We start from the raw sequence: 19,899 nt of genomic DNA, 5'->3' as shown, positions 1-19,899 counted from the left end.
GGTTGGTGCGGATGGCGGATCGATCGCGGACGGAGTCCGCTCCTACGCACGCAGGTGGCATGGGTAGGGCGGCGCACTTCCCTGGCAAGGTGTTGAACATGGGGTAGGAGCGGACTCCGTCCGCGATAGCTGTCCGCCGGCAGCGGACTCAAGCGCCGCCACACCCGCACTTGCCGCAATCATTCCCGCAACCACCGGCTGCGGCCGGTTCCCGCGCATCGCGGGTGTTGCCGCCGTTGAGGTTGCGCATCAGCAGCGCGTACTCCAGGTCCAGTCCCTCGGGCACGGGGATGTAGACGACATGACCATCGCCCGGCGCGACGCCGATGGATTCGCCCCGCGTATTCTCCAGCGCATGCAGGCGGAAGGTGCGGTTGCCGGCCGGGGTCATCAGCTCGACGCTGTCGCCCACTTCAAAGCGGTTCTTCACCCGTACCTCAGCCAGCCCGTGACGGCGCTCGCCGGTGAATTCGCCGACGAACTGCTGGCGCTCGGACAGCGAGTGGCCGTACTGGTAGTTCTGGTACTCGTCATGCACGTGGCGGCGCAGGAAGCCCTCGGTGTAGCCGCGGTGGGCCAGGGATTCGAGGGTGTCCATCAGGCCGAGGTCGAAGGCGCGCCCGGCGACGGCATCGTCGATGGCCTTGCGGTAAGCCTGGGCGGTGCGCGCGACGTAGTAGTGGGACTTGGTGCGACCCTCGATCTTCAGCGAATGCACGCCCATCTGTGCCAGGCGCTGCACGTGCTGGATGGCGCGCAGGTCCTTGGAGTTCATGATGTAGGTGCCGTGCTCGTCCTCGAAGGCTTCCATCAGCTCGCCGGGGCGATTGCCCTCTTCGAGCAGGACGATTTCCTTCGTCGGCGCGCCGATGCCCAGGGTCGGCTCGACGTTGCGTACCGCGTGGCCCAGTTCGTCCTCGTGGGCGGCGTGGGTCTGATACTCCCAGCGACAGGCGTTGGTACAGGTGCCCTGGTTGGGGTCGCGGCGGTTGATGTAGCCCGACAGCAGGCAGCGCCCGGAGTAGGCCATGCACAGCGCGCCGTGGACGAAGACTTCCAGTTCCATCCCCGGCACGCGCTCGCGGATTTCGCCGATTTCCTCCAGCGACAGCTCGCGGGAAAGGATTACCCGCTTGAGCCCCTGCTGGCGCCAGAACTCCACGCTGGCCCAGTTCACCGCGTTGGCCTGCACCGAAAGGTGGATATCAACCTCGGGGAAATGCTGGCGAACCAGCATGATCAGGCCGGGATCGGACATGATCAGCGCGTCAGGGCCCAGGGCGATCACCGATTCGACGTCTTGCAGGAAGGTCTTCAGCTTGGCGTTGTGCGGGGCGATGTTGACCACTACGTACAGGCGCTTGCCCAGGGCATGGGCCTCGTTGATGCCGGTGGCGAGGTTGGCATGGTCGAATTCGTTGTTGCGCACCCGCAGGCTGTAGCGCGGCTGGCCGGCGTAGACGGCGTCGGCGCCATAGGCGAAGGCGTGGCGCAGGCTCTTCAGCGAGCCGGCGGGGCAGAGCAGTTCGGGGACAAACGGAGTGGGGGACATGGCGGCAGAGCGGGAAGTGGGAAAAAGGCCGCCACTCTAGGAAATCCGCAGGCTGCGCGTGCTGAGCGAGGTCAAGGGCAGGCTGATTTTCGTAGGACCGAGGGGGACGCCCAGTTCTTGCTCGCGAACCGCCTTGCACCGTGCCTACCCGGTTCGCGAGCAAGCTCGCTCCTACAGGGATTTCCCGGGGTACGTAGGAGCGGACTCCGTCCGCGATCGATTTCCGCTCGCGCCGAGCAGACCGGTAGCACATCGCGGACAGAGTCCCCTCCTACGCGAGGCCGATCATTCCAGCCAGCGGCGCCCCTGCAGTTCCAGCAGGGTCTGCGCCTGTTCCGGCCCGTTGCTGCCGGCGGGGTAGGGGCGCGGGCTCTGGTAATGCTCGTGCCAGCCGGCGAGGATCGGGTCGACCCAGCGCCAGGCTGCTTCTACCTCGTCACGGCGCATGAACAGCGTCGAGTCGCCCTCGATCACGTCCAGCAGCAGGCGTTCGTAGGCGTCCCAGCGGCGCTTGTTGGTGCTGAAGGCCTGGGCGAGGTTGAGGTCGAGTTCCACCGGCTCCAGTTGCATGCCCTTGCCCGGGGCCTTGGCCATCAGCTGCACGCTGATGCGCTCTTCGGGCTGCAGCCTTATCCACAAGCGGTTAGCCTCGCCGGCTGCGTTGCCGATCAGGCTGTTGGGCACCGGCTTGAACTGGATGACGATCTCCGAGCACTTCTTCGCCATGCGCTTGCCGGTGCGCAGGTAGAACGGCACGCCGGCCCAGCGCCAGTTGTCGATCTCCGCCTGAACGGCGACGAAGGTTTCCGTATCGCTGTCATTGTCGACATTTTTCTCGAACCAGTAGGCCGGCACTTCCTGCCCGCCGATATGCCCGGCGGTGTACTGGCCACGGACGGTCTTGTCCTGCACGTCCTGCCCGGTAATCGGCTTGAGCGCCTGGAGGATCTTCACCTTTTCATTGCGCACCGCCTCGGCGTCGAAGCGCACCGGCGCTTCCATGGTCACCAGGCAGAGCAGTTGCAGCAGGTGGTTCTGCACCATGTCGCGCATGGCCCCGGCATGGTCGTAGTAGCCGCCGCGGTTCTCCACGCCGAGGGTTTCGCTGACGGTGATCTGCACGTGGTCGATGGGGCCGTTGCGCCACACCGGCTCGAACAGGATGTTGGCGAAGCGCAGCGCCATGAGGTTCTGCACCGTCTCCTTGCCCAGGTAGTGGTCGATGCGGAAGACCCTGGATTCGTCGAACACCTCGCCGATCGCCTGGTTGATTGCCAGGGCCGACTCCAGCGAATGACCCAGCGGCTTCTCCAGCACGATGCGCGCCAGCGGCCCGGCCAGGCCGGCGATCTTCAGGTTCTGCGCGATCGGCGCGAACAGGCTCGGCGCAGTGGCGAGGTAGTGCACCAGCACGCGGCCTTCGCTGCGCTTGAGGGCCTTGGCGACGCGGCCGAAGTCGGCACTCTGCGAGGCGTCCATCGCTACGTACTGCAGGCGCTGAGCGAAGCTGCGCCAGGCTTCGGCGGAGAAATCGCTGCGCGCGACCTGCACCCGGCAATTGCGTTCGGCGAGTTCGAGGTAGGCGGCGTTGTCGCGCTGGCTGCGGGCGAGGGCGAAGATCCGCGTGTCGGCCGGCAGGCGGTTTTCCCGGTGCAGGTGATAGAGCGCCGGGAGCAGCTTGTGCAGCGCCAGGTCGCCGCTGCCGCCGAATACCAGGATGTCGCAGGAACTGGGAAGACTAAGGCTGGCGGGCGTATTCAAGACTTATTCCCTGGGCTTGGCGAGTAGTTTTGTAGTATAACTACAACAAGACTACATAATTCTCAGACAACTATCACCGAGCCTATCCCTGTGAACCTTTTGCAGCACATTGCCCAGTCGCGTCATCTGCTCCGCAAGTCGGAGCTCAAGGTTGCCGATCACGTGATGCAGGACCCTGCATCGGTCATGCACAGCTCCATGGCGGACCTCGCCCATGGCGTCGGCGTCAGCGAGCCGACCATCGTGCGCTTCTGCCGCGCCATCGGCTGCAGCGGCTTCCAGGATCTCAAGCTCAAGCTGGCGCAGAGCCTGGCCGCCGGTGCCAGCTTCGGTCAGTTCTCGATCAACGAGAGCGACTCGGTGGCGGACTTCAGCCTGAAGATTTTCGACACCACCCTGCACTCGCTGATGGAAGTGCGCGAGCACCTCGACACCCATGCCCTGGAGCGCGCCATCGCGGCCATCGCCCATGCCCAGCGTGTCGAGTTCTATGGCTTCGGTGCTTCCGGCGCGGTGGCGGCGGATGCCCAGCACAAGTTCTTCCGCCTGCTGCTGTCGGCAGCGGCGTACTCCGACCCGCACATGCAGGCCATGTCGGCAGTGACCCTGAAGCCTTCGGACGTGGCGATCTGCATCTCCCAGTCCGGCCGCTCCAAGGATTTGCTGGTGACCGCCAACCTGGTGCGCGAAGCCGGCGCCACGCTGATCACCCTGTGCCCCAGCCAGACCCCGCTGGCCGACCTGGCCACGGTGAACCTGGCGGTGGATGTGCACGAAGACACCGACATCTACACCCCGCTGACCTCGCGTATCGCCCACCTGGTAGTGATCGACGTGCTGGCGATGGGCGTGGCCATGGCCCGTGGCCCGGACCTGGTGAACCACCTGAAGAGCGTGAAGCGCAGCCTGCGTAGCCTGCGCCTGTCGCCCAAGGTGGTGAAGAACCACGAGGAGCGCCCGGAAGAGGCGTCCTGAGACCATACCTGTAGGAGCGAGCTTGCTCGCGAACAGAGCTAGCCGGGTGTTCCAGGGCTGAGCGGTTCGCGAGCAAGCTCGCTCCTACAAAAGCTCCTCGCCGACCACTCGCCGACCACTCGTCGGCGTCACCGGCGCTTCACCACCACGTCGTCAAACGGTCATCCGCCCCCAGCATGCTGGCGTCTCCAGCCCTTCGGCCTTGGGAGATGCGAGATGCCCCGCCATATCGACGACACCCAGCTCCAAGTGGACAGCAAGACCCGCCGCAAGCTCGAAGACCAGCGGCGTATGCAGTTCCGTCGCGCCATCGAGGACCGCGTGGAGGCCCAGCGCCTCGCCCTCGAAACCTCCGATTACCCTGACTTGATCGCCGCCGCCTACCTCACTTCGGCGAAGGCGGGCCGGCGAAGCGTTCGGCAAGCTGGCTGATCAGCGCCCGCTCTTCACGGATGAAGGCGACGAACGCCTGGGCCACCGGGCTCAGGCGCTTGCCGCGGGCATGCACCAGACACCAGCTGCGGTACAGCGGCAGCTCTTCCACCGGCAGTTCGTGCAACAGACCGGATTGCAGTTCGCGGCTTACCGCGTGGCGCGGCAGCAGCGCCAGTCCCAGTCCCGCCAATACCCCTTCCCGTGATCCTTCCAGCGAGGCAAATTCCAGCGTCTGCGCGAAGTGCGCGCGTTTCTGCTGGAAGTGCTCCTCACAGGCCTTGCGCGTACCCGAGCCGGGCTCGCGGATCAGTAGCGGATAGGGTTCCAGGTCCTTCAGCGAAAGCTTCGCGGCGTTGCACAGCGGGTGGTCCGGCGGTGCCACGGCAACGATCGGGTTGTTCAGGAAGGGCAGGAATTCCAGCGCCATGTCCTGCGGCACCAGCGACATGATCACCAGGTCGTCGCGGTTGTCCGACAGGCGCTTGATCACCTGGGCGCGGTTGACCACCGTGAGGTTCAGGCTGACATCCGGGTGCTGCGCGTGGAAGGCGGCGAACAGGTGCGGGGTGATGTACTTGGCGCTGGATTCCACCGCCAGGCGCAGCTGGCCCTGCAGCGAACCCTTGAGGTCGGAGAGGTTCATGTCCAGCACTTCCAGGCGCTGGAAGATGTCGGTAGTGGCGCGCAGCAGGGCGTCGGCGGCATCGGTCTGGTAGAGCTTCTTGCCGATGTACTCGAACAGCGGCTGGCCGACCAGTTCTTCGAGCTGGCGAATCTGCAGGCTGACCGCCGGCTGGGTCAGGGCCATTTCCTCGGCGGCGCGGCTGTAGGAACGGCTTTCGCACACCGCGCGGAAAACCTGCAGCTGGCGAAGGGTCATACGCATCAATGACTTACGCATAGAAGCCTGCTCGATGGCGACATTTTCCAGCGACTATAAAGCATTCTTTATGGCTACCCCAATAATTATTGATTTTGGTTAATCCTCCCTCCCGCGCTAGGGTAAAAACACGCCGGAACCCGCTCCGGTCGAGCAATATCCACAAGAAAATCCAGCTGCCGTGATCGGAGCTGCCGATGGGTTTTTACGCCGGGGTCCACAAGGCCCGGGCCGAGGGAAAGCCGCAGTGATCAAGAAAATCCTGATCGCCAACCGTGGGGAGATCGCTGTCCGGATCGTGCGCGCCTGCGCCGAGATGGGCATCCGTTCGGTGGCCGTCTATTCCGATGCCGACCGTCACGCCCTGCACGTCAAGCGCGCCGACGAAGCCCACAGCCTGGGCGCCGACCCACTGGCGGGTTACCTCAACCCGCGTGCGCTGGTGAACCTGGCCGTGGAAACCGGTTGCGACGCCCTGCACCCCGGCTACGGCTTCCTCTCCGAGAACGCCGAACTGGCCGATATCTGCGCCGAGCGCGGGATCAAGTTCATCGGTCCGTCGGCGGAAGTCATCCGCCGCATGGGCGACAAGACCGAAGCGCGGCGCAGCATGATCGCCGCTGGCGTGCCCTGCACCCCCGGTACCGAAGGCAACGTCGCCGACCTGGCCGAAGCCCTGGCCGAAGCCGAGCGCATCGGCTACCCGGTGATGCTCAAGGCCACCTCCGGTGGTGGCGGCCGCGGTATCCGCCGCTGCAACAGCCGCGAGGAACTGGAACAGAATTTCCCCCGGGTGATCTCCGAGGCGACCAAGGCCTTCGGCAGCGCGGAAGTCTTCCTCGAGAAGTGCATCGTCAATCCCAAGCACATCGAGGCGCAGATTCTCGCCGACTCCTTTGGCAACACCGTGCACCTGTTCGAGCGCGACTGCTCGATCCAGCGCCGCAACCAGAAGCTCATCGAGATCGCCCCCAGCCCGCAGCTGACCCCCGAGCAGCGCGCCTACATCGGCGACCTCTCGGTGCGCGCGGCCAAGGCGGTGGGCTACGAGAACGCCGGCACCGTGGAGTTCCTGCTCGCCGATGGCGAGGTGTACTTCATGGAGATGAACACCCGCGTGCAGGTGGAACACACCATCACCGAGGAAATCACCGGCATCGACATCGTCCGCGAGCAGATCCGCATCGCCTCGGGCCTGCCGCTCTCGGTGAAGCAGGACGACATCATCCACCGCGGCTTCGCCCTGCAGTTCCGCATCAACGCCGAAGACCCGAAGAACAACTTCCTGCCGTCCTTCGGCAAGATCACCCGCTACTACGCGCCCGGCGGCCCTGGCGTGCGCACCGATACGGCGATCTACACCGGCTACACCATCCCGCCGTACTACGACTCGATGTGTCTGAAGCTGGTGGTCTGGGCGCTGACCTGGGAAGAAGCGCTGGACCGCGGCCTGCGTGCGCTGGACGACATGCGCGTGCAGGGTGTGAAGACCACCGCCGCCTACTACCAGGAAATCCTCAAGAACCCGGAATTCCGTAACGGCCAGTTCAACACCAGCTTCGTCGAAAGCCACCCGGAACTGACCCAGTACTCCATCAAACGCACCCCGTCGCACCTGGCCATCGCCATCGCTACCGCCATTGCCGCCCACGCTGGCCTGTGAGGATCACGTACATGACCGTTGCCAAGAAAGTCACCGTCACCGATACCATCCTGCGCGACGCCCACCAGTCGCTGCTGGCGACCCGGATGCGCACCGAGGACATGCTTCCCATCTGCGACAAGCTCGACAAGGTCGGCTACTGGTCGCTGGAAGTCTGGGGCGGCGCCACCTTCGACGCCTGCGTGCGCTTCCTCAAGGAAGACCCGTGGGAGCGTCTGCGCAAGCTCAAGGCCGCGCTGCCCAACACCCGCCTGCAGATGCTCCTGCGCGGGCAGAACCTGCTCGGCTACCGCCACTACAGCGATGACGTGGTGCGTGCCTTCGTCGCCAAGGCGGCGGTCAACGGCATCGACGTGTTCCGCATCTTCGACGCGATGAACGACGTGCGTAACCTGCGCGTCTCCATCGAAGCCGTGAAGGCCGCCGGCAAGCACGCCCAGGGCACCATCGCCTATACCACCAGCCCGGTGCACACCATCGATGCGTTCGTCGCCCAGGGCAAAGCCATGGCTGACATGGGCGTGGACTCCATCGCCATCAAGGACATGGCCGGCCTGCTGACCCCCTACGCCACCGGCGAGCTGGTCAAGGCGCTGAAAGAGGCGCTGCCGCTGGACGTGGTGGTGCACTCCCACGACACCGCCGGCGTCGCCAGCATGTGCCAGCTCAAGGCGGTGGAAAACGGCGCTGACCGCATCGACACGGCGATCTCCAGCATGGCCTGGGGCACCAGCCACCCGGGTACCGAATCCATGGTCGCCGCGCTGCGTGACACGCCGTTCGATACCGGCCTGGACCTGGAACTGATCCAGGAAATCGGCATGTACTTCCACGCCGTGCGCAAGAAGTACCACCAGTTCGAGAGCGAGTTCACCGGCGTGGATACCCGCGTGCAGGTCAACCAGGTACCGGGCGGGATGATTTCCAACCTGGCCAACCAGCTCAAGGAGCAGGGCGCGCTGAACCGCATGCCCGAAGTGCTCGCGGAAATCCCCCGCGTGCGTGAAGACCTCGGCTTCCCGCCCCTGGTTACTCCGACCTCGCAGATCGTCGGCACCCAGGCGTTCTTCAACGTGCTGGCCGGCGAGCGCTACAAGACCATCACCAACGAGGTGAAGCTCTACCTACAGGGCCGCTACGGCAAGGCGCCGGGCAAGATCAACGAGCAACTGCGCCGCCAGGCCATCGGCAACGAGGAAGTCATCGACGTGCGCCCGGCCGACCTGATCAAGCCGGAGCTGAACAAGCTGCGCGAAGAGATCGGCAGTGTCGCCAAGTCCGAAGAGGACGTGCTCACCTACGCCATGTTCCCGGACATCGGCCGCAAGTTCCTCGAGGAACGCGCCGCCGGCACCCTGAAACCCGAAGAGCTGTTGCCGATCCCCAATGGCAAGGGCGTCGCCGCCGCTGGCGGTGAGGGCGTACCGACCGAGTTCGTGGTCGACGTGCATGGCGAAAGCTACCGCGTGGACATCACCGGCGTCGGCGTGAAGACCGACGGCAAGCGCCACTTCTACCTGTCGGTGGACGGCATGCCGGAAGAAGTGGTGTTCGAGCCGCTCAACGAGTTCATCGGCGGCGGCAACAACAAGCGCAAGCAGGCCAGCGAGCCGGGCCATGTCAGCACTACCATGCCGGGCAACATCGTCGATGTGCTGGTGAAGGAAGGCGACAGCGTGAAGGCCGGCCAGGCCGTGCTGATCACCGAAGCGATGAAGATGGAGACCGAGGTGCAGGCGGGTATTGCCGGCACCGTGAAGGCCATCCACGTAGCCAAGGGCGACCGGGTCAACCCTGGTGAGATCCTGGTTGAAATTGAAGGCTGACCAAGGACAGACGGGTCTTTAAGGTTCAGTCCCACGGGGGAGCACGATGCTCCCCCTTTTTTTTGCGCGCCCGTTCACTTCTGCTCGAACCGAATGGTTGATCCAGGTCGGAAATTTCCTTCAGAAACTCATTAGCGTCGATGCTGGGAAAACTGACCAGGGTCTGGCGATGGGAAGAGTCGTTCTGTTGTGGGTGCTGCTGTGCGGAGTCGCGCAGGCCTCGGAGATGATGGATCGGCTGGCCGCCCTGGAAAAGGACCCGGCCAAGCGCGAGCAAGCCTATGCCGCCGCCGAGGAACGCATCCTGCTGTGCAGCAAGTGCCACGGCAAGGATGGCAACAGCAAGCGCGATTACATCCCCAACCTGGCCGGGCAGAACCCGCAGTACCTCTTCGACGCCTTCGAGAAATACGTCGACGGCCAGCGCACCGACTTCGTGATGAACCAGGCGGCCAAGCTGTTGACCATCAACGAACGGGTCAACATCGCCTACTACTTCAGCCAGCAGAAGGTCGTGCCACGTACGGAAGCGGCACCGGACAAAGCGCTGGTGGAGCAGGGCGCCCAGCGTTTCGCCACGGTCTGCGTTACCTGCCACGGTGACAAGGCCATGGGCCACGATGGCTTCCCGCGCATCGCCGGACAGCCGCGGGCCTACCTGACCCACGCCCTGCAGCGCTACCGGGACAAGGACCCGAGCCGAGCCGGTTCGCCGATGCTGGCGGTGGCGGGGTTGCTCAGTGAGGACGATATCGCCACGCTGACGGCCTATCTCAGCCAGTTACAGCCCTGAAAACAGCCAGCCGCCCGAAGGCGGCTGGCCGGTGTGCTGCGCCGGCGCATTGCGGCAGCGGCTTGCGGGTTTTACTGCTGCTTGTCGTCGGCCGGCTTGGCTTCTTCGGCTGCCGGTTGGGCCGGCGCGCTGGCTTGTTCGGATGCTGCTGGCTGTTCTGCCGGCTTGGGCTCCGGTTGCGCCACAGGCTTGGCTTCCTGTTGGGTAACGGTGGCGGGAACGGCGGTCTGCGAGGCTTGCTCGTCTTTCTTATCGCATGCGGCGAGAACGGCGCAGGCGGCGATCAGGATGCAGAATTTTTTCATGGAGTGCTCACTCATCGAGGTTGGGCGGATGCCGGTCAGTTGACCGGGGCGGCAAGCTTTGCCGTCAGCGCTCGATGGGACCACAGGCCTCGCTCCGAGAAGGGCTGCGAATATTCTGAATCTCTGGTCTAAACGACACCTGCAAAAAGCCCGGCGAATGCCGGGCTTTTCGTCTTACGAGCAGAATCAGAACGCCATCTGCCACTGCGCGATCAGGGCGTGGTTCTGCGCGTTGCTGCCCATCTGGCCGCTGTAGCCGATGCCGAGGGTATTGCGTGCCGACACGCCGACGTCGAAGCCGACGTCCAGCAGCAGACTGTTGCGGTCCAGCGCCGTGCCCTGGACGCTGAAGGCATCACCGCCGGCAATGAAGGACTGGCGGGTCTGGCTGTCGATATCGCCGAAGGTGTGACGCCAGCCCAGGCCCAGGCGCGGGGTGAAGCTCATGCCGTTGCTCAGGGTATCCAGGCGGGCGATGCGCAGGCCCAGGGTGCTGCTCAGGTTGTCCTGGTCCTGGGAGTCGACGTGCAGTGCGGCGGCGCCGCCTTTCTCGTTGTACGAATCGCGCTCGTAGCGCTGATAGTCCAGGCGTGCGTAGGGCTCGGCGCTCAGGCGGCCGCTGCCCATGGCGTAGCCGGTCTCGGCGAAGGCCTGCCAGCTGTCGGCGTCATAGTCACCTTTGGGGCGATCGCTGAAGCCGTCGAATTCGACCCGGCGTTTGCTCTCGCCGTCGTGGCTGCTGTAGGCCGCGCCCAGTCGCACGGCCAGCGGGCCGCTCTGGTGCAGCGCGTAGGCGCCCAGGTGCCAGCTGTCGATATCGCCGGAAACACCGCCGCTGCCATCCAGGTCAGTGTGTGAGTAGCCGCCCAGCACGCCCAGGCGCCAGTCCGGGGTCACTGCCCAGTCGGCGCCGAGCAGGGTGCCGCCGGTGTTCTGTTGCAGGTCGCCGCTGTTGTCGTGCGCGTCGAGCTTGCCGTGGCTGCCGATGCCCTGCACCCACAGGCGGCCGGCGGCGTTCGGGTCGTTGAGGTTGCGCGCTGCACTGGGTACGCCAGTGGCGGCGAACATCGGCGTATCGCCGCGCTCGGTGGCTGCCAGCAAGCTGCTGCTGCCCAGTTGGCGCACGGCGTTGAGCATGGCGCTGCCAACCTGCTGGCTGCCGGCGATGGTCGCGGCGGCAAGGCTGGCATTGCTGGCGCCGGCCAGTTGCTCCAGGGCCGCGCTGGCGTTGCCTGCGTCGCTGGTGATCAGCGCGTTGTACAGTGCGCCGCCGTTCTGGCTCTGCAGTGCGGAGGCGGCGTTGCGGCCATTGCTGCTGCTGGCGAGATCGCCGAACTGCACGTCGTTGCGGGTCAGTTGCAGGTCGACGCCGCTGGCGCTGTAGCTCAGGGTCGGGGTGAGGAAGGCGAAGTTACTCTTCACGTCGGCGAACTGGCCGCTGACGCCGCCGCTGGAGCTGATCACCTGCACGCTGCTCTGCCACGGCCAGTTACCGCTGCCGGCCTGCACGGCGAGGTGCGCGCCGTCGATACGGGTTGCTCCGTCCACCTGCACGGTGGCGTGGGCGCCGCTGGGCTCCACGCCGAAGGACAGGGTCGAGCCACTCTGCAGGTTCAGGTCGCCAGTGACATGGGGGGCTCCTGATGCCGGCGAGGCGACCAGGCTGCCGGCGACGTTCAGCCCGCCGACACTGCCGCTGCCCGAGAAGGTGGCGCCCTGGTCGACCTGCAGGGTGCCGAGAATGCTGCCGGTGTTGCTCAGGCTGGCACCGCTGAAGACTTCGCCGCCTTCGCTGAAATCGTTGGTGCTGGAGAGCGCCCAACTGCCCTGTTTCACGTCCAGCCACTCGAAGTTGACGCTGTTGCCGAAGCTGCCGCCGGCGGCGTCGTCCAGGGTCACGCTATCGCGGCCGCTGCCACCGTCCACCAGGCCTTCGAAGCGGCTGCCGGAGAGCAGCACCAGGCGGTCGTTGCCGCCACCCATTTCCAGGGCGATGCCGTTGCCGCCGTGGATCAGACCGTCGTTGATCACGGTATCGTCGAGGTCACCGGAAAGAGTCACCCCGGAGAGTTTTTCGCCGGAAATCGTGCCGTGGTTTTCCAGGGTGGTGGAGCTGAAGCCGCTGTTGCCGTTGCCGTCGTCGACCAGGATGCCGCGGTCGACGCTGCGGATGATCGCGCCGGCGTAGTTGATGATGCTGCCGCCGCCCATGGCGATGCCTTCGCTGCCGTTGGGCGAGCCGTCTTTCGAACCGGCGGCGCCGAGGCCCTCGATGATGCCGTGGTTCTCGATGTGGCCGGTGTAGTCGATGTCCACGCCATCGCCGTCGCCGTCCGGTACCAGGCCGTTGTAGGCGCCGCTGATGCGCCCGTAGTTGATCACCGTGCCGTCGCCGTCGGAGCCGAAGCCCGAGCCGTTGCGGCCGATGATCACGCCGTCTTCGTAGTTGATCAGGGTGGCGCCCACATCGGTGGTGATGCCGTGGCGGCCGCCGCTGATCAGGCCGTGGTTTTCCACGTGGCCGCCCGCGGCGCCCTGGAAGTCGATGCCGTCGTTCTTGGTGTCGGCGGTGATCATGTCGGAGCTACTGATCTCGCCGTAGTTCGTGATGCTCGCGTTGCCGCCGGGGCGAATGGCGTCGTTGCCGTCGCTGTGGATGACCCCGCTGGCGCGGTTGATGATCGTAGTGGTCGCGGCGCTCTGCAGCTTGTCCAGGTCCAGCGCCTGGCCGGTGGCCGAGGTGATGCTGCCGGCGTTGTCGATCAGCAGGCTGCCGGCGCTGAACGGATTGTTCATGCGGATGGCGTCGTCGTAGCCGACGATCCGGCCGCCCTCACGGTTGATGATCTGGTAGAAGCGCGTGGTGCTGTCGCTGCCGGAGGTATCGACCACGCGGCCAGTGCTGGACTGCAACAGGCCGCTGTTGTCGATGACCACGCCGCTGCCGGTGGCCGCGCCCTTGAGGTCGAGGCTCTTGCCGCTGGTGACCAGGCTGCCGGTGCGGGTGACCGTCAGGGTGTCCTGGTTGGCCAAGGTGCGGCTGTTGGTCTGGGCGTCGCTGATGATCGGCGATACTGGAACAGCGTTGGCGGTTTCGGCGGCCAGGCTCGCCAGCACGACGGCGATGCTCAGCGCGAGCGGGGAGGGCTTGTGCAGCATGGCGTGGCGTCCTTTTCTTATCGAAGTGGCCGCCTGTTATAGCGATGGATTCTTACGCTTTTGTAACGGTGCTGGCTCATTGCCAACTCTGTTGCCGGGCAGGGACGGGAGAAACCTTATATACTCTGCGGTCTTTTTTACCGTTTCCACTGTGAGAACCGCCGTGAGCCAGCTGCCGCCCTGCCCCAAATGCAACTCCGAATACACCTACGAAGACGGCGCCCAGCTGGTGTGCCCCGAGTGCGCCCATGAGTGGTCCGCCGATGCATCCGCCGAGGCCGATGGCGACGCACGCGTGATCAAGGATTCGGTCGGCAACCTGCTGCAGGACGGCGATACCGTCACCGTGATCAAGGACCTCAAGGTCAAGGGCTCGTCCCTGGTGGTGAAGGTCGGCACCAAGGTGAAGAACATCCGCCTGGTCGACGGCGATCACGACATCGACTGCAAGATCGACGGCATCGGCGCGATGAAGCTGAAATCGGAGTTCGTGCGCAAGGTCTGAGCCTTCCGCGCAGCGATGAAAAAGCCCGGCCAAGTGCCGGGCTTTTTTATGCGCCTCTTTTCGCCACAGGGAACGGGCCAGAGTGAGCATCTATGTAGGATGGGTGGAGCGAAGCGATACCCATCGCGCGGTGTCGGCGAAGTTGATGGGTATCGCTTCGCTCCACGCCATCCTACGGGGAGCGAAGCGGGTTATTCCTTGTAGTAAACGATCTGGTTGCTGGTCGCCAGCAGCGCGCCGGACTCGCTCCACAGCTGGGCGCTCTGGTCGAAGAAGCCGTTGCGGAATTCCTGGGCGCGGGCGTCGCCCAGCAGGTAGCCGGTGCCGACCTCCGCCAGTTGCGCGGCGTCGGTGTGGAAGTAGGTGGTGATCGACACGGTGCCGGCCGGTACCGGCGTGGCGCGGCGCAGCCAGACGCGCGGGTAGAAGATGTCGCTCAGCGCCGCCAGGGACAGGAAGTCCAGCGGGCGCGGCTGGGCGTCGCGCAGCCAGAGCTGGCTGCGGCTGGTCTCGCCGCTGCCGTCCCATTTGGTCGGGAAGGCGCCGGAGACCGGGCGCATCTCGTACTGCTTTGGCCAGGCCACGCCCTTGGCGGCTGGGCTCATCGGCTCGAAGTCGCTGGCCGGGGCAAGGTTCGGGAAGGGCAGGTCGGTCAGGCTCCAGGTTTCGCGGCGCAGCGCGGTGACCAGGGTGGCGGTGGTGGTGACCTGCTGCTCGCCGGCTTCATCCGCCTGGGTCAGTTGCAGCAGCCAGTGCTGGGTCGAGCGGTTGGTGCGCACCGGGATGGCTTCGACCTGGAAGGCGCCGGCCACGACTGCCGCGGCGTAGTTCACCGTCAGCGACACCGGGCTGCCGAGCAGCTGGGGGTGACGCAGCGCGCCCTGCAGCAGGACCGCGGCGGTCACGCCGCCAAAGGGGCCGACCATGTTCCAGTAGTCCTGGCTGGTGTGGCCTTCGTAGAGGTTGGGTTGGCCAGCAACGGGGTGCAGGGCCACGGCGCGGTCGAACGGGTGCAAGGCGGTATCGGTCATGACTCTCTCGGCGCTTTTTGTTCTCGGGAGAGGCTCTATGTAGAGGAAAGCGCCGAGGCGGGTCAAGGATACCGAGCGGTCAGGGCGTGACCTCGAACCTCAGCGTGCCGATCACCTGGCCGGCCTCGGTGAGCACCTGTACCTGCCATTTGCCACTGGGGTCGTTGGGGAAGTTCTGCTTGTGCGTCCAGGCACGGTAGCCGGCTTCGCGGCCGCCCTTGATGTCCAGGGCGATGCGATCGACTTCCTGGCCGTCCTTGCGCCAGGCGTGATAGATGCGCTCGTTCAGCCCGCGCGGCGCGTTGATCGCGGTGTAGGCGTAGAGGCCCTGGCTCTTGATCTGCGCCACGCTGACGGTATCCAGGCTGTCGCCGGGGGTGCGCTGGGCGTTGTCGAAGCTCTCGGTCACCGCCATCTCGGTCATCCACAGGGTCGAGGGCGGCACCCAGGCGCGGGCGAACCAGCCCACCGCGCCGATGGACAGGGTCAGGCCGATCAACGCGAACCAGCGCCACCATTTGTGGATCTTCACCGTCACCGCGAGGCTCGGGAACGACAGCAGCACGGCGATGCCCAGCGCGGCTTCGTAGCTCTGCGGGGTGCTCAGGTGGAGGATGATCGGCAGCGCGGTGAGCAGCACCGCGAACAGCGTCAGGGTGTGGTAGCCGAGGAAGGTCCAGCGCCGCACCGACAGCCACTTGTAGTAGATCGGGTCGGTGATCGCGGCGAGCCCCGCCAGCGTCAGCACGCCGGTGAACAGCGCCTGGCCGCTGTTCCAGGTGGTGGTGACGAAGAAGAACGGCAGGCAGAAGAACAGGCTTTCCTGGTGGATCAGCTGGGTCGCGTAGCGCAGCAGCCCCGGTGGCACTTCCCAGCCGAAGCGGCGCTTGAAGCGGTCGGTGAGCAGGTTTTCCAGCATCAGCCAGATCCAGCTGACCAGCATGACGATGGCCATGGCGCGGGCGAAACCGGCACGGTGGCGATCGACCATGATGAAGCTGAACACCCCGGAGCAGAAACCGAACAGGGCGATGACGCGCGGGTAGCGCTGCAGCAAACCGAGGACAAGGGTGATGAGGCGCTGCACGCGCTCTTTCCAGATCAGCATGGGGCGGGGTATGACGAAAACGAAAGGGGGCGAGATTGTAACGCCGGATGTCCGTGGGAGGCACGGGGAGTGACGGGAGGGGCGTCTGGTGTTCGGGCGTTTCCCTCACCCCTGCCCTCTCCCAGGAGGAGAGGGAGCCGTCCACAGCGTTGGGTCGTAACGGAGTCAGCCGGGGAGTGCCGAGCATTCAGAGCCTGCCGAACAGTCCCCTCTCCCTCCGGGAGAGGGCTAGGGTGAGGGCAGGTCGCAGCGCCGAAGTCTGTTCGCGAGCAAGCTCGCTCCTACAAGAAGAGCGAAGAGCGGGCATCAGTGCTTCCCGCTCAGCTCCTCCCGGGCGAAGTCGACGAACAGCTGCGCCGGCTTGGTCAGCTGGGCGCGCTTGAGCCAGGCGGCAACCAGGCCGGAGGCGCTGACGTCCTCGGCGATGTTCACCATCACCACCTTCTTGCCGTCGTAGGTGCACTCCGAATGCGGGCGGGTCACCAGCACCGAGAAGCCGAAACCACGGCCGACCATGCCGCGCACCATCTCGATGGAGGGCGAGCTGAAGGCGATGTGCGGGTTGAGCCCCAGCTCCTCGAAGATGCGCACGAAGTAGGTACGGCTGGGCTGCACGTCCAGCAGGATCATCGGCTCCAGCACCAGGTCGCGCAGGGACACCTTGTCCTGCTTGGCGAAGCGGTGGTTCTCCGGCAGCAGCGCGTAGGGGCGCTGGGCGGGCATCAGCGGGTCGGTGCAGATGGTTGCGTCCAGGTCGTGTTCGTAGAGCAGCGCCAGGTCGAAGCGGCCGGCGGTAAGGCCCTGCACCAGTTCCTGCTGCTCGCCGTCGCTGATGCGGATTTCCACGCCCGGATAGCGCTCGCGGAAGCCCGAGATCAGGCGCGGCAGGTAGAGCGGGGCGACGGTCTCGAAGCAGCCGATGTCGATCTGCCCGGCGACCACGTCGTTGTCCGCCAGGGCGTTCTGCTCGAACTCGTGGGCCATGCGCAGCAGTTCCTGCGCCTTGCGGTAGAAGCGCGCGCCGCTGGGGGTGAGCGACACGCCCTGGGCGTGGTGACGGATGAACAGCTGCACGCCGAAGCTCTCTTCCAGACCCTTGATCGCCGTGGAAATGGACGGTTGCGCGATGTACAGCTTGCGCGAGGCCTCAGCCACGCTGCCGCACTCCACGGTGGTCACGAAATACTTCAGTTGCCGCAAGGTATAGGAAGCCACTGCACGCCTCGTTGATGCTTTTTTATACAAGATACCGCGTTGAGCCGGCCGGCGGGGGCGGCCCGTGGCGAAGATTTTCCTCGCCGGGGACCACATTTTTCATGGCCTTGGCCGCCTGCTGCGTCCCTCCGGGCGCGGGCATACTCCGCCCAGACCCGAAATGCATCCTGCAAATCCCGTACACGCGGACTGGAGTAAAGCCCATGCGCATGGCCCTGTGGCAGACCTGCGGACTTCCCGGCGACGTTGCCGGCAACCTCGACCAACTGGAGCGCCAGGCCAGCGCGGCCGCCGCTGCCGGCGCGCAGCTGCTGCTCTGTCCGGAACTCTGGCTGGGCGGCTACAACGTCCCGCAGCGGATGAACGAGCTGGCCGAAGCGGCGGATGGCCCGTCGGCCCGGCGTATCGGCGAACTGGCCCGGCGCTTCGGGCTGGCCATTGCCTATGGCTACGCCGAACGCCATCCGCAGGGCGGCAAGCCCTACAACTCGGTGCAGGTGATCGGTCCGGATGGCAACGCGCTGGGCCACTACCGCAAGGCGCACCTGTTCGGTGCCATGGAGCGCGAAGTGTTCAGCGCCGGCGATGTGCTGGAAGCGCCGTTCGACTACGCCGGCTGGCGTATCGGCCTGCTGATCTGCTTCGACGTCGAGTACCCCGAGGCGGTGCGTACCCACGCGCTGAACGGCGCCGGGCTGATCCTCATCCCCACCGCGCTGACCCCGGAGTACGGCGCGGTGCCGGGTGTGATCGTCCCGGCGCGGGCGGTGGAGAACCAGTTGTTCGTCGCCTACTGCAACCACTGCGGCGTGGAGGACGGGCTGGCCTTCCTCGGCGGCTCCTGCATCGTCGCGCCGGACGGCGAGCGCCTGGCTGCTGCCGGGCCCGCGGAGAGTCTGCTGATCGTCGACCTGGACGCGCAGCAGCGCGCCCGCCAGGCCGCCACCTTCCCCTACCTGCCGTGCCGTCGCCCTGAGCTGTACGGTGCGCTGACCCGCTGAATACGGGTCCTGTGGCGGTGCGCAGGCGCGCACCGAGATGGCGCGCCATGCTCTGGACTGGTGCAAGGCTGCCCAGCTTTTTCATATACCCCGAAGACAAATTTAATAATTTTCCTTGGCAAGGCCTTGGGCGACCATCCAATCCACATTCCAACAACAACGATCCCCTACGGAGTGCCCTGGTGTACGAGCTCAACGATTGGCGGCAGCGTGCTGCCCGGCAGACCTTCATCGACAGCGCGCTGATCGGCGGCCGCCGCGTGGCCGCGCAGGATGGCGCGACCTTCGCGGCCATCGACCCGGCGACCAATCGCCTGCTGGCCAATGTCGCCGCCTGTGGCGTGGCCGAGATCGACGCCGCCGTGCGTGTCGCCCGCCACGCCTTCGAAACCGGCCCCTGGGCGCGCATGGCGCCGCGTGAGCGCAAGGCCGTGCTGCAGAAGCTCGCCGAGCTGATGATGGCCAACCGCGACGAACTGGCCCTGCTCGACACCCTGAACATGGGCAAGCCGGTGATGGACGCCTGGAACATCGACGTGCCCGGCGCCGCTGGCGTGTTCTCCTGGTACGCCGAAAGCCTCGACAAGCTCTACGACCAGGTCGCCCCGACCGCGCAGAATGCCCTGGCCACCATCACCCGCACGCCGCTGGGCGTGATCGGCGCCGTGGTGCCGTGGAACTTCCCGCTCGACATGGCCGCCTGGAAGCTGGCGCCCGCGCTGGCCGCCGGCAACTCCGTGGTGCTCAAGCCCGCCGAGCAGTCGCCGTTCTCCGCCCTGCGCCTGGCCGAGCTGGCGCTCGAAGCCGGCATCCCGGAAGGCGTGCTGAACGTCGTGCCGGGCCTGGGCGAAACCGCCGGCAAGGCGCTGGGCCTGCACCCGGATGTGGACGCCCTGGTGTTCACCGGCTCGACCCAGGTCGGCAAGTACTTCATGCAGTATTCCGCGCAGTCCAACCTCAAGCAGGTCTGGCTGGAGTGCGGCGGCAAGAGCCCGAACCTGGTGTTCGCCGACTGCCGCGACCTCGACCTCGCCGCTGAAAAAGCCGCCTTCGGCATCTTCTTCAACCAGGGCGAAGTCTGCTCGGCCAACTCGCGCCTGCTGGTCGAGCGCTCGATCCACGACGAGTTCGTCGAGCGCCTGATCGCCAAGGCCCGCGACTGGACGCCGGGCGACCCGCTGGACCCGGCCAGCCGCGCCGGCTCCATCGTCGACAACAAGCAGACCGCCGGCATCATGGCCTGCATCGACCGCGCCCAGAGCGACGGCGCGCAGCTCGCCTGCGGTGGTCGCCAGCTGAGCTTCAACGGCTCGGACAACTTCATCGAACCGACCATCTTCACTGGCGTGCGCCCGGAGCAGTCCCTGGCCCGCGACGAAGTGTTCGGCCCGGTGCTTGCAGTCATCCCCTTCGATAGCGAAGAGGAAGCCGTGCGTCTGGCCAACGACAGCATCTACGGCCTCGCCGCCTCCCTGTGGAGCGACGACCTGCACCGCGCCCACCGCGTAGCCCGCAAGCTGAACGCCGGCACCGTGTCGGTGAACACCGTGGACGCGCTGGACCCGGCGATTCCGTTCGGTGGCGGCAAGCAGTCCGGCTTCGGTCGCGACCTCTCGCTGCACTCGTTCGACAAGTACACCCAGCTGAAGACCACCTGGTTCCAGCTGCGCGACTGAACACAAGGCAGGCC

At 65.8% G+C, this 19,899-nt stretch carries 16 protein-coding genes; 8 read left to right on the top strand and 8 right to left on the bottom strand.

Translation table 11 applies throughout. The features are described from left to right. Nucleotides 1-148: 148 nt before the first annotated feature. Nucleotides 149-1,552, bottom strand: coding sequence for a prephenate-dependent tRNA uridine(34) hydroxylase TrhP (trhP, locus tag L6D89_RS29685; RefSeq protein WP_236202024.1), 1,404 nt, complete (start codon nt 1,550-1,552; stop codon nt 149-151). A 285-nt stretch (nt 1,553-1,837) separates the two neighbouring features. After that, the gene (gene zwf, locus L6D89_RS29680; RefSeq protein ID WP_236202023.1) at nt 1,838-3,313 is read right to left on the bottom strand and encodes a glucose-6-phosphate dehydrogenase; all 1,476 of its coding nucleotides are present in this window, start codon (nt 3,311-3,313) and stop codon (nt 1,838-1,840) included. A gap of 90 nt (nt 3,314-3,403) precedes the next feature. Here zwf and hexR point away from each other — a divergent pair, with 90 nt between their 5' ends. Together hexR and L6D89_RS29670 are read left to right on the top strand one after the other, a co-directional pair. Then, nucleotides 3,404-4,288, top strand: a complete 885-nt coding sequence (gene hexR / locus L6D89_RS29675; RefSeq protein ID WP_024766116.1) for a transcriptional regulator HexR — start codon at nt 3,404-3,406, stop codon at nt 4,286-4,288. Between the two features lie 216 nt (nt 4,289-4,504). Next, nucleotides 4,505-4,720, top strand: a complete 216-nt coding sequence (locus tag L6D89_RS29670) for a PA3496 family putative envelope integrity protein (RefSeq protein WP_037013823.1) — start codon at nt 4,505-4,507, stop codon at nt 4,718-4,720. On the opposite strand, the gene L6D89_RS29665 is transcribed toward L6D89_RS29670, so the two are convergent. Continuing rightward, nucleotides 4,674-5,609: a LysR family transcriptional regulator gene (locus L6D89_RS29665; RefSeq protein ID WP_139092869.1), complete on the bottom strand. Its 936-nt coding sequence runs from the start codon at nt 5,607-5,609 to the stop codon at nt 4,674-4,676. The genes L6D89_RS29670 and L6D89_RS29665 overlap by 47 nt on opposite strands. A 241-nt stretch (nt 5,610-5,850) precedes the next feature. Between L6D89_RS29665 and L6D89_RS29660 the strand changes: the two genes are divergently transcribed. The 3 genes from L6D89_RS29660 to L6D89_RS29650 all read left to right on the top strand — a co-directional run bounded on the left by L6D89_RS29660 (nt 5,851) and on the right by L6D89_RS29650 (nt 9,885). Next, entirely contained in the window at nt 5,851-7,266 is a 1,416-nt protein-coding gene (locus L6D89_RS29660; protein ID WP_236173704.1) for an acetyl-CoA carboxylase biotin carboxylase subunit, read from the top strand. Nucleotides 7,267-7,277: 11 nt separating this feature from the next. Beyond that, nucleotides 7,278-9,092 (top strand): sodium-extruding oxaloacetate decarboxylase subunit alpha, encoded by a 1,815-nt coding sequence (gene oadA / locus L6D89_RS29655; RefSeq protein WP_236173706.1) that lies wholly within the window; start codon nt 7,278-7,280, stop codon nt 9,090-9,092. Between the two features lie 169 nt (nt 9,093-9,261). Further along, nucleotides 9,262-9,885, top strand: coding sequence for a c-type cytochrome (locus L6D89_RS29650; RefSeq protein WP_236202022.1), 624 nt, complete (start codon nt 9,262-9,264; stop codon nt 9,883-9,885). A gap of 71 nt (nt 9,886-9,956) precedes the next feature. Here L6D89_RS29650 and L6D89_RS29645 read toward each other — a convergent pair whose 3' ends face one another. Both L6D89_RS29645 and L6D89_RS29640 read right to left on the bottom strand, forming a co-directional pair. Beyond that, nucleotides 9,957-10,190: a hypothetical protein gene (locus L6D89_RS29645; RefSeq protein ID WP_236202021.1), complete on the bottom strand. Its 234-nt coding sequence runs from the start codon at nt 10,188-10,190 to the stop codon at nt 9,957-9,959. 186 nt (nt 10,191-10,376) lie between these two features. Further along, nucleotides 10,377-13,349 (bottom strand): autotransporter family protein, encoded by a 2,973-nt coding sequence (locus L6D89_RS29640; RefSeq protein WP_236202020.1) that lies wholly within the window; start codon nt 13,347-13,349, stop codon nt 10,377-10,379. Between the two features lie 163 nt (nt 13,350-13,512). On the opposite strand from L6D89_RS29640, the gene L6D89_RS29635 reads away from it, so the two are divergent. Continuing rightward, nucleotides 13,513-13,854, top strand: a complete 342-nt coding sequence (locus tag L6D89_RS29635; RefSeq protein WP_024766124.1) for a zinc ribbon domain-containing protein YjdM — start codon at nt 13,513-13,515, stop codon at nt 13,852-13,854. A gap of 191 nt (nt 13,855-14,045) precedes the next feature. On the opposite strand, the gene L6D89_RS29630 is transcribed toward L6D89_RS29635, so the two are convergent. The 3 genes from L6D89_RS29630 to L6D89_RS29620 form a co-directional block, all read right to left on the bottom strand. Continuing rightward, nucleotides 14,046-14,885, bottom strand: coding sequence for an acyl-CoA thioesterase (locus tag L6D89_RS29630; protein WP_236202019.1), 840 nt, complete (start codon nt 14,883-14,885; stop codon nt 14,046-14,048). A gap of 79 nt (nt 14,886-14,964) precedes the next feature. Beyond that, the gene (locus L6D89_RS29625) at nt 14,965-15,993 is read right to left on the bottom strand and encodes a DUF5924 family protein (protein WP_236202018.1); all 1,029 of its coding nucleotides are present in this window, start codon (nt 15,991-15,993) and stop codon (nt 14,965-14,967) included. A gap of 306 nt (nt 15,994-16,299) precedes the next feature. Further along, complete coding sequence (locus L6D89_RS29620) at nt 16,300-17,208, bottom strand: LysR substrate-binding domain-containing protein (protein ID WP_236173715.1); 909 nt, start codon at nt 17,206-17,208, stop codon at nt 16,300-16,302. Between the two features lie 203 nt (nt 17,209-17,411). Between L6D89_RS29620 and L6D89_RS29615 the strand changes: the two genes are divergently transcribed. Both L6D89_RS29615 and L6D89_RS29610 read left to right on the top strand, forming a co-directional pair. Beyond that, on the top strand, nt 17,412-18,209 hold the full coding sequence (locus L6D89_RS29615; protein WP_236202017.1) for a carbon-nitrogen hydrolase family protein: 798 nt from the start codon (nt 17,412-17,414) through the stop codon (nt 18,207-18,209). A gap of 182 nt (nt 18,210-18,391) precedes the next feature. Beyond that, nucleotides 18,392-19,885 (top strand): aldehyde dehydrogenase, encoded by a 1,494-nt coding sequence (locus L6D89_RS29610; protein WP_236202016.1) that lies wholly within the window; start codon nt 18,392-18,394, stop codon nt 19,883-19,885. Nucleotides 19,886-19,899: the final 14 nt, after the last annotated feature.

It is taken from the genome of Pseudomonas pseudonitroreducens, assembly GCF_021603645.1.
GTDB classification, from domain to species: Bacteria; Pseudomonadota; Gammaproteobacteria; order Pseudomonadales; family Pseudomonadaceae; genus Pseudomonas; species Pseudomonas pseudonitroreducens.
Note: the sequence above shows the minus strand (reverse complement) of the source record. Positions and strands in the feature narration are given on the sequence as shown.

Coding starts and splice junctions, on each gene's coding strand:
- trhP (WP_236202024.1), bottom strand. CDS start 1,552: ATGTCCCCCACTCCGTTTGTCCCCGAACTGCTCTGCCCCGCCGGCTCG.
- L6D89_RS29670 (WP_037013823.1), top strand. CDS start 4,505: ATGCCCCGCCATATCGACGACACCCAGCTCCAAGTGGACAGCAAGACC.
- L6D89_RS29665 (WP_139092869.1), bottom strand. CDS start 5,609: ATGCGTATGACCCTTCGCCAGCTGCAGGTTTTCCGCGCGGTGTGCGAA.
- oadA (WP_236173706.1), top strand. CDS start 7,278: ATGACCGTTGCCAAGAAAGTCACCGTCACCGATACCATCCTGCGCGAC.
- L6D89_RS29650 (WP_236202022.1), top strand. CDS start 9,262: ATGGGAAGAGTCGTTCTGTTGTGGGTGCTGCTGTGCGGAGTCGCGCAG.
- L6D89_RS29645 (WP_236202021.1), bottom strand. CDS start 10,190: ATGAAAAAATTCTGCATCCTGATCGCCGCCTGCGCCGTTCTCGCCGCA.
- L6D89_RS29640 (WP_236202020.1), bottom strand. CDS start 13,349: ATGCTGCACAAGCCCTCCCCGCTCGCGCTGAGCATCGCCGTCGTGCTG.
- L6D89_RS29630 (WP_236202019.1), bottom strand. CDS start 14,885: ATGACCGATACCGCCTTGCACCCGTTCGACCGCGCCGTGGCCCTGCAC.
- L6D89_RS29625 (WP_236202018.1), bottom strand. CDS start 15,993: ATGCTGATCTGGAAAGAGCGCGTGCAGCGCCTCATCACCCTTGTCCTC.
- L6D89_RS29615 (WP_236202017.1), top strand. CDS start 17,412: ATGCGCATGGCCCTGTGGCAGACCTGCGGACTTCCCGGCGACGTTGCC.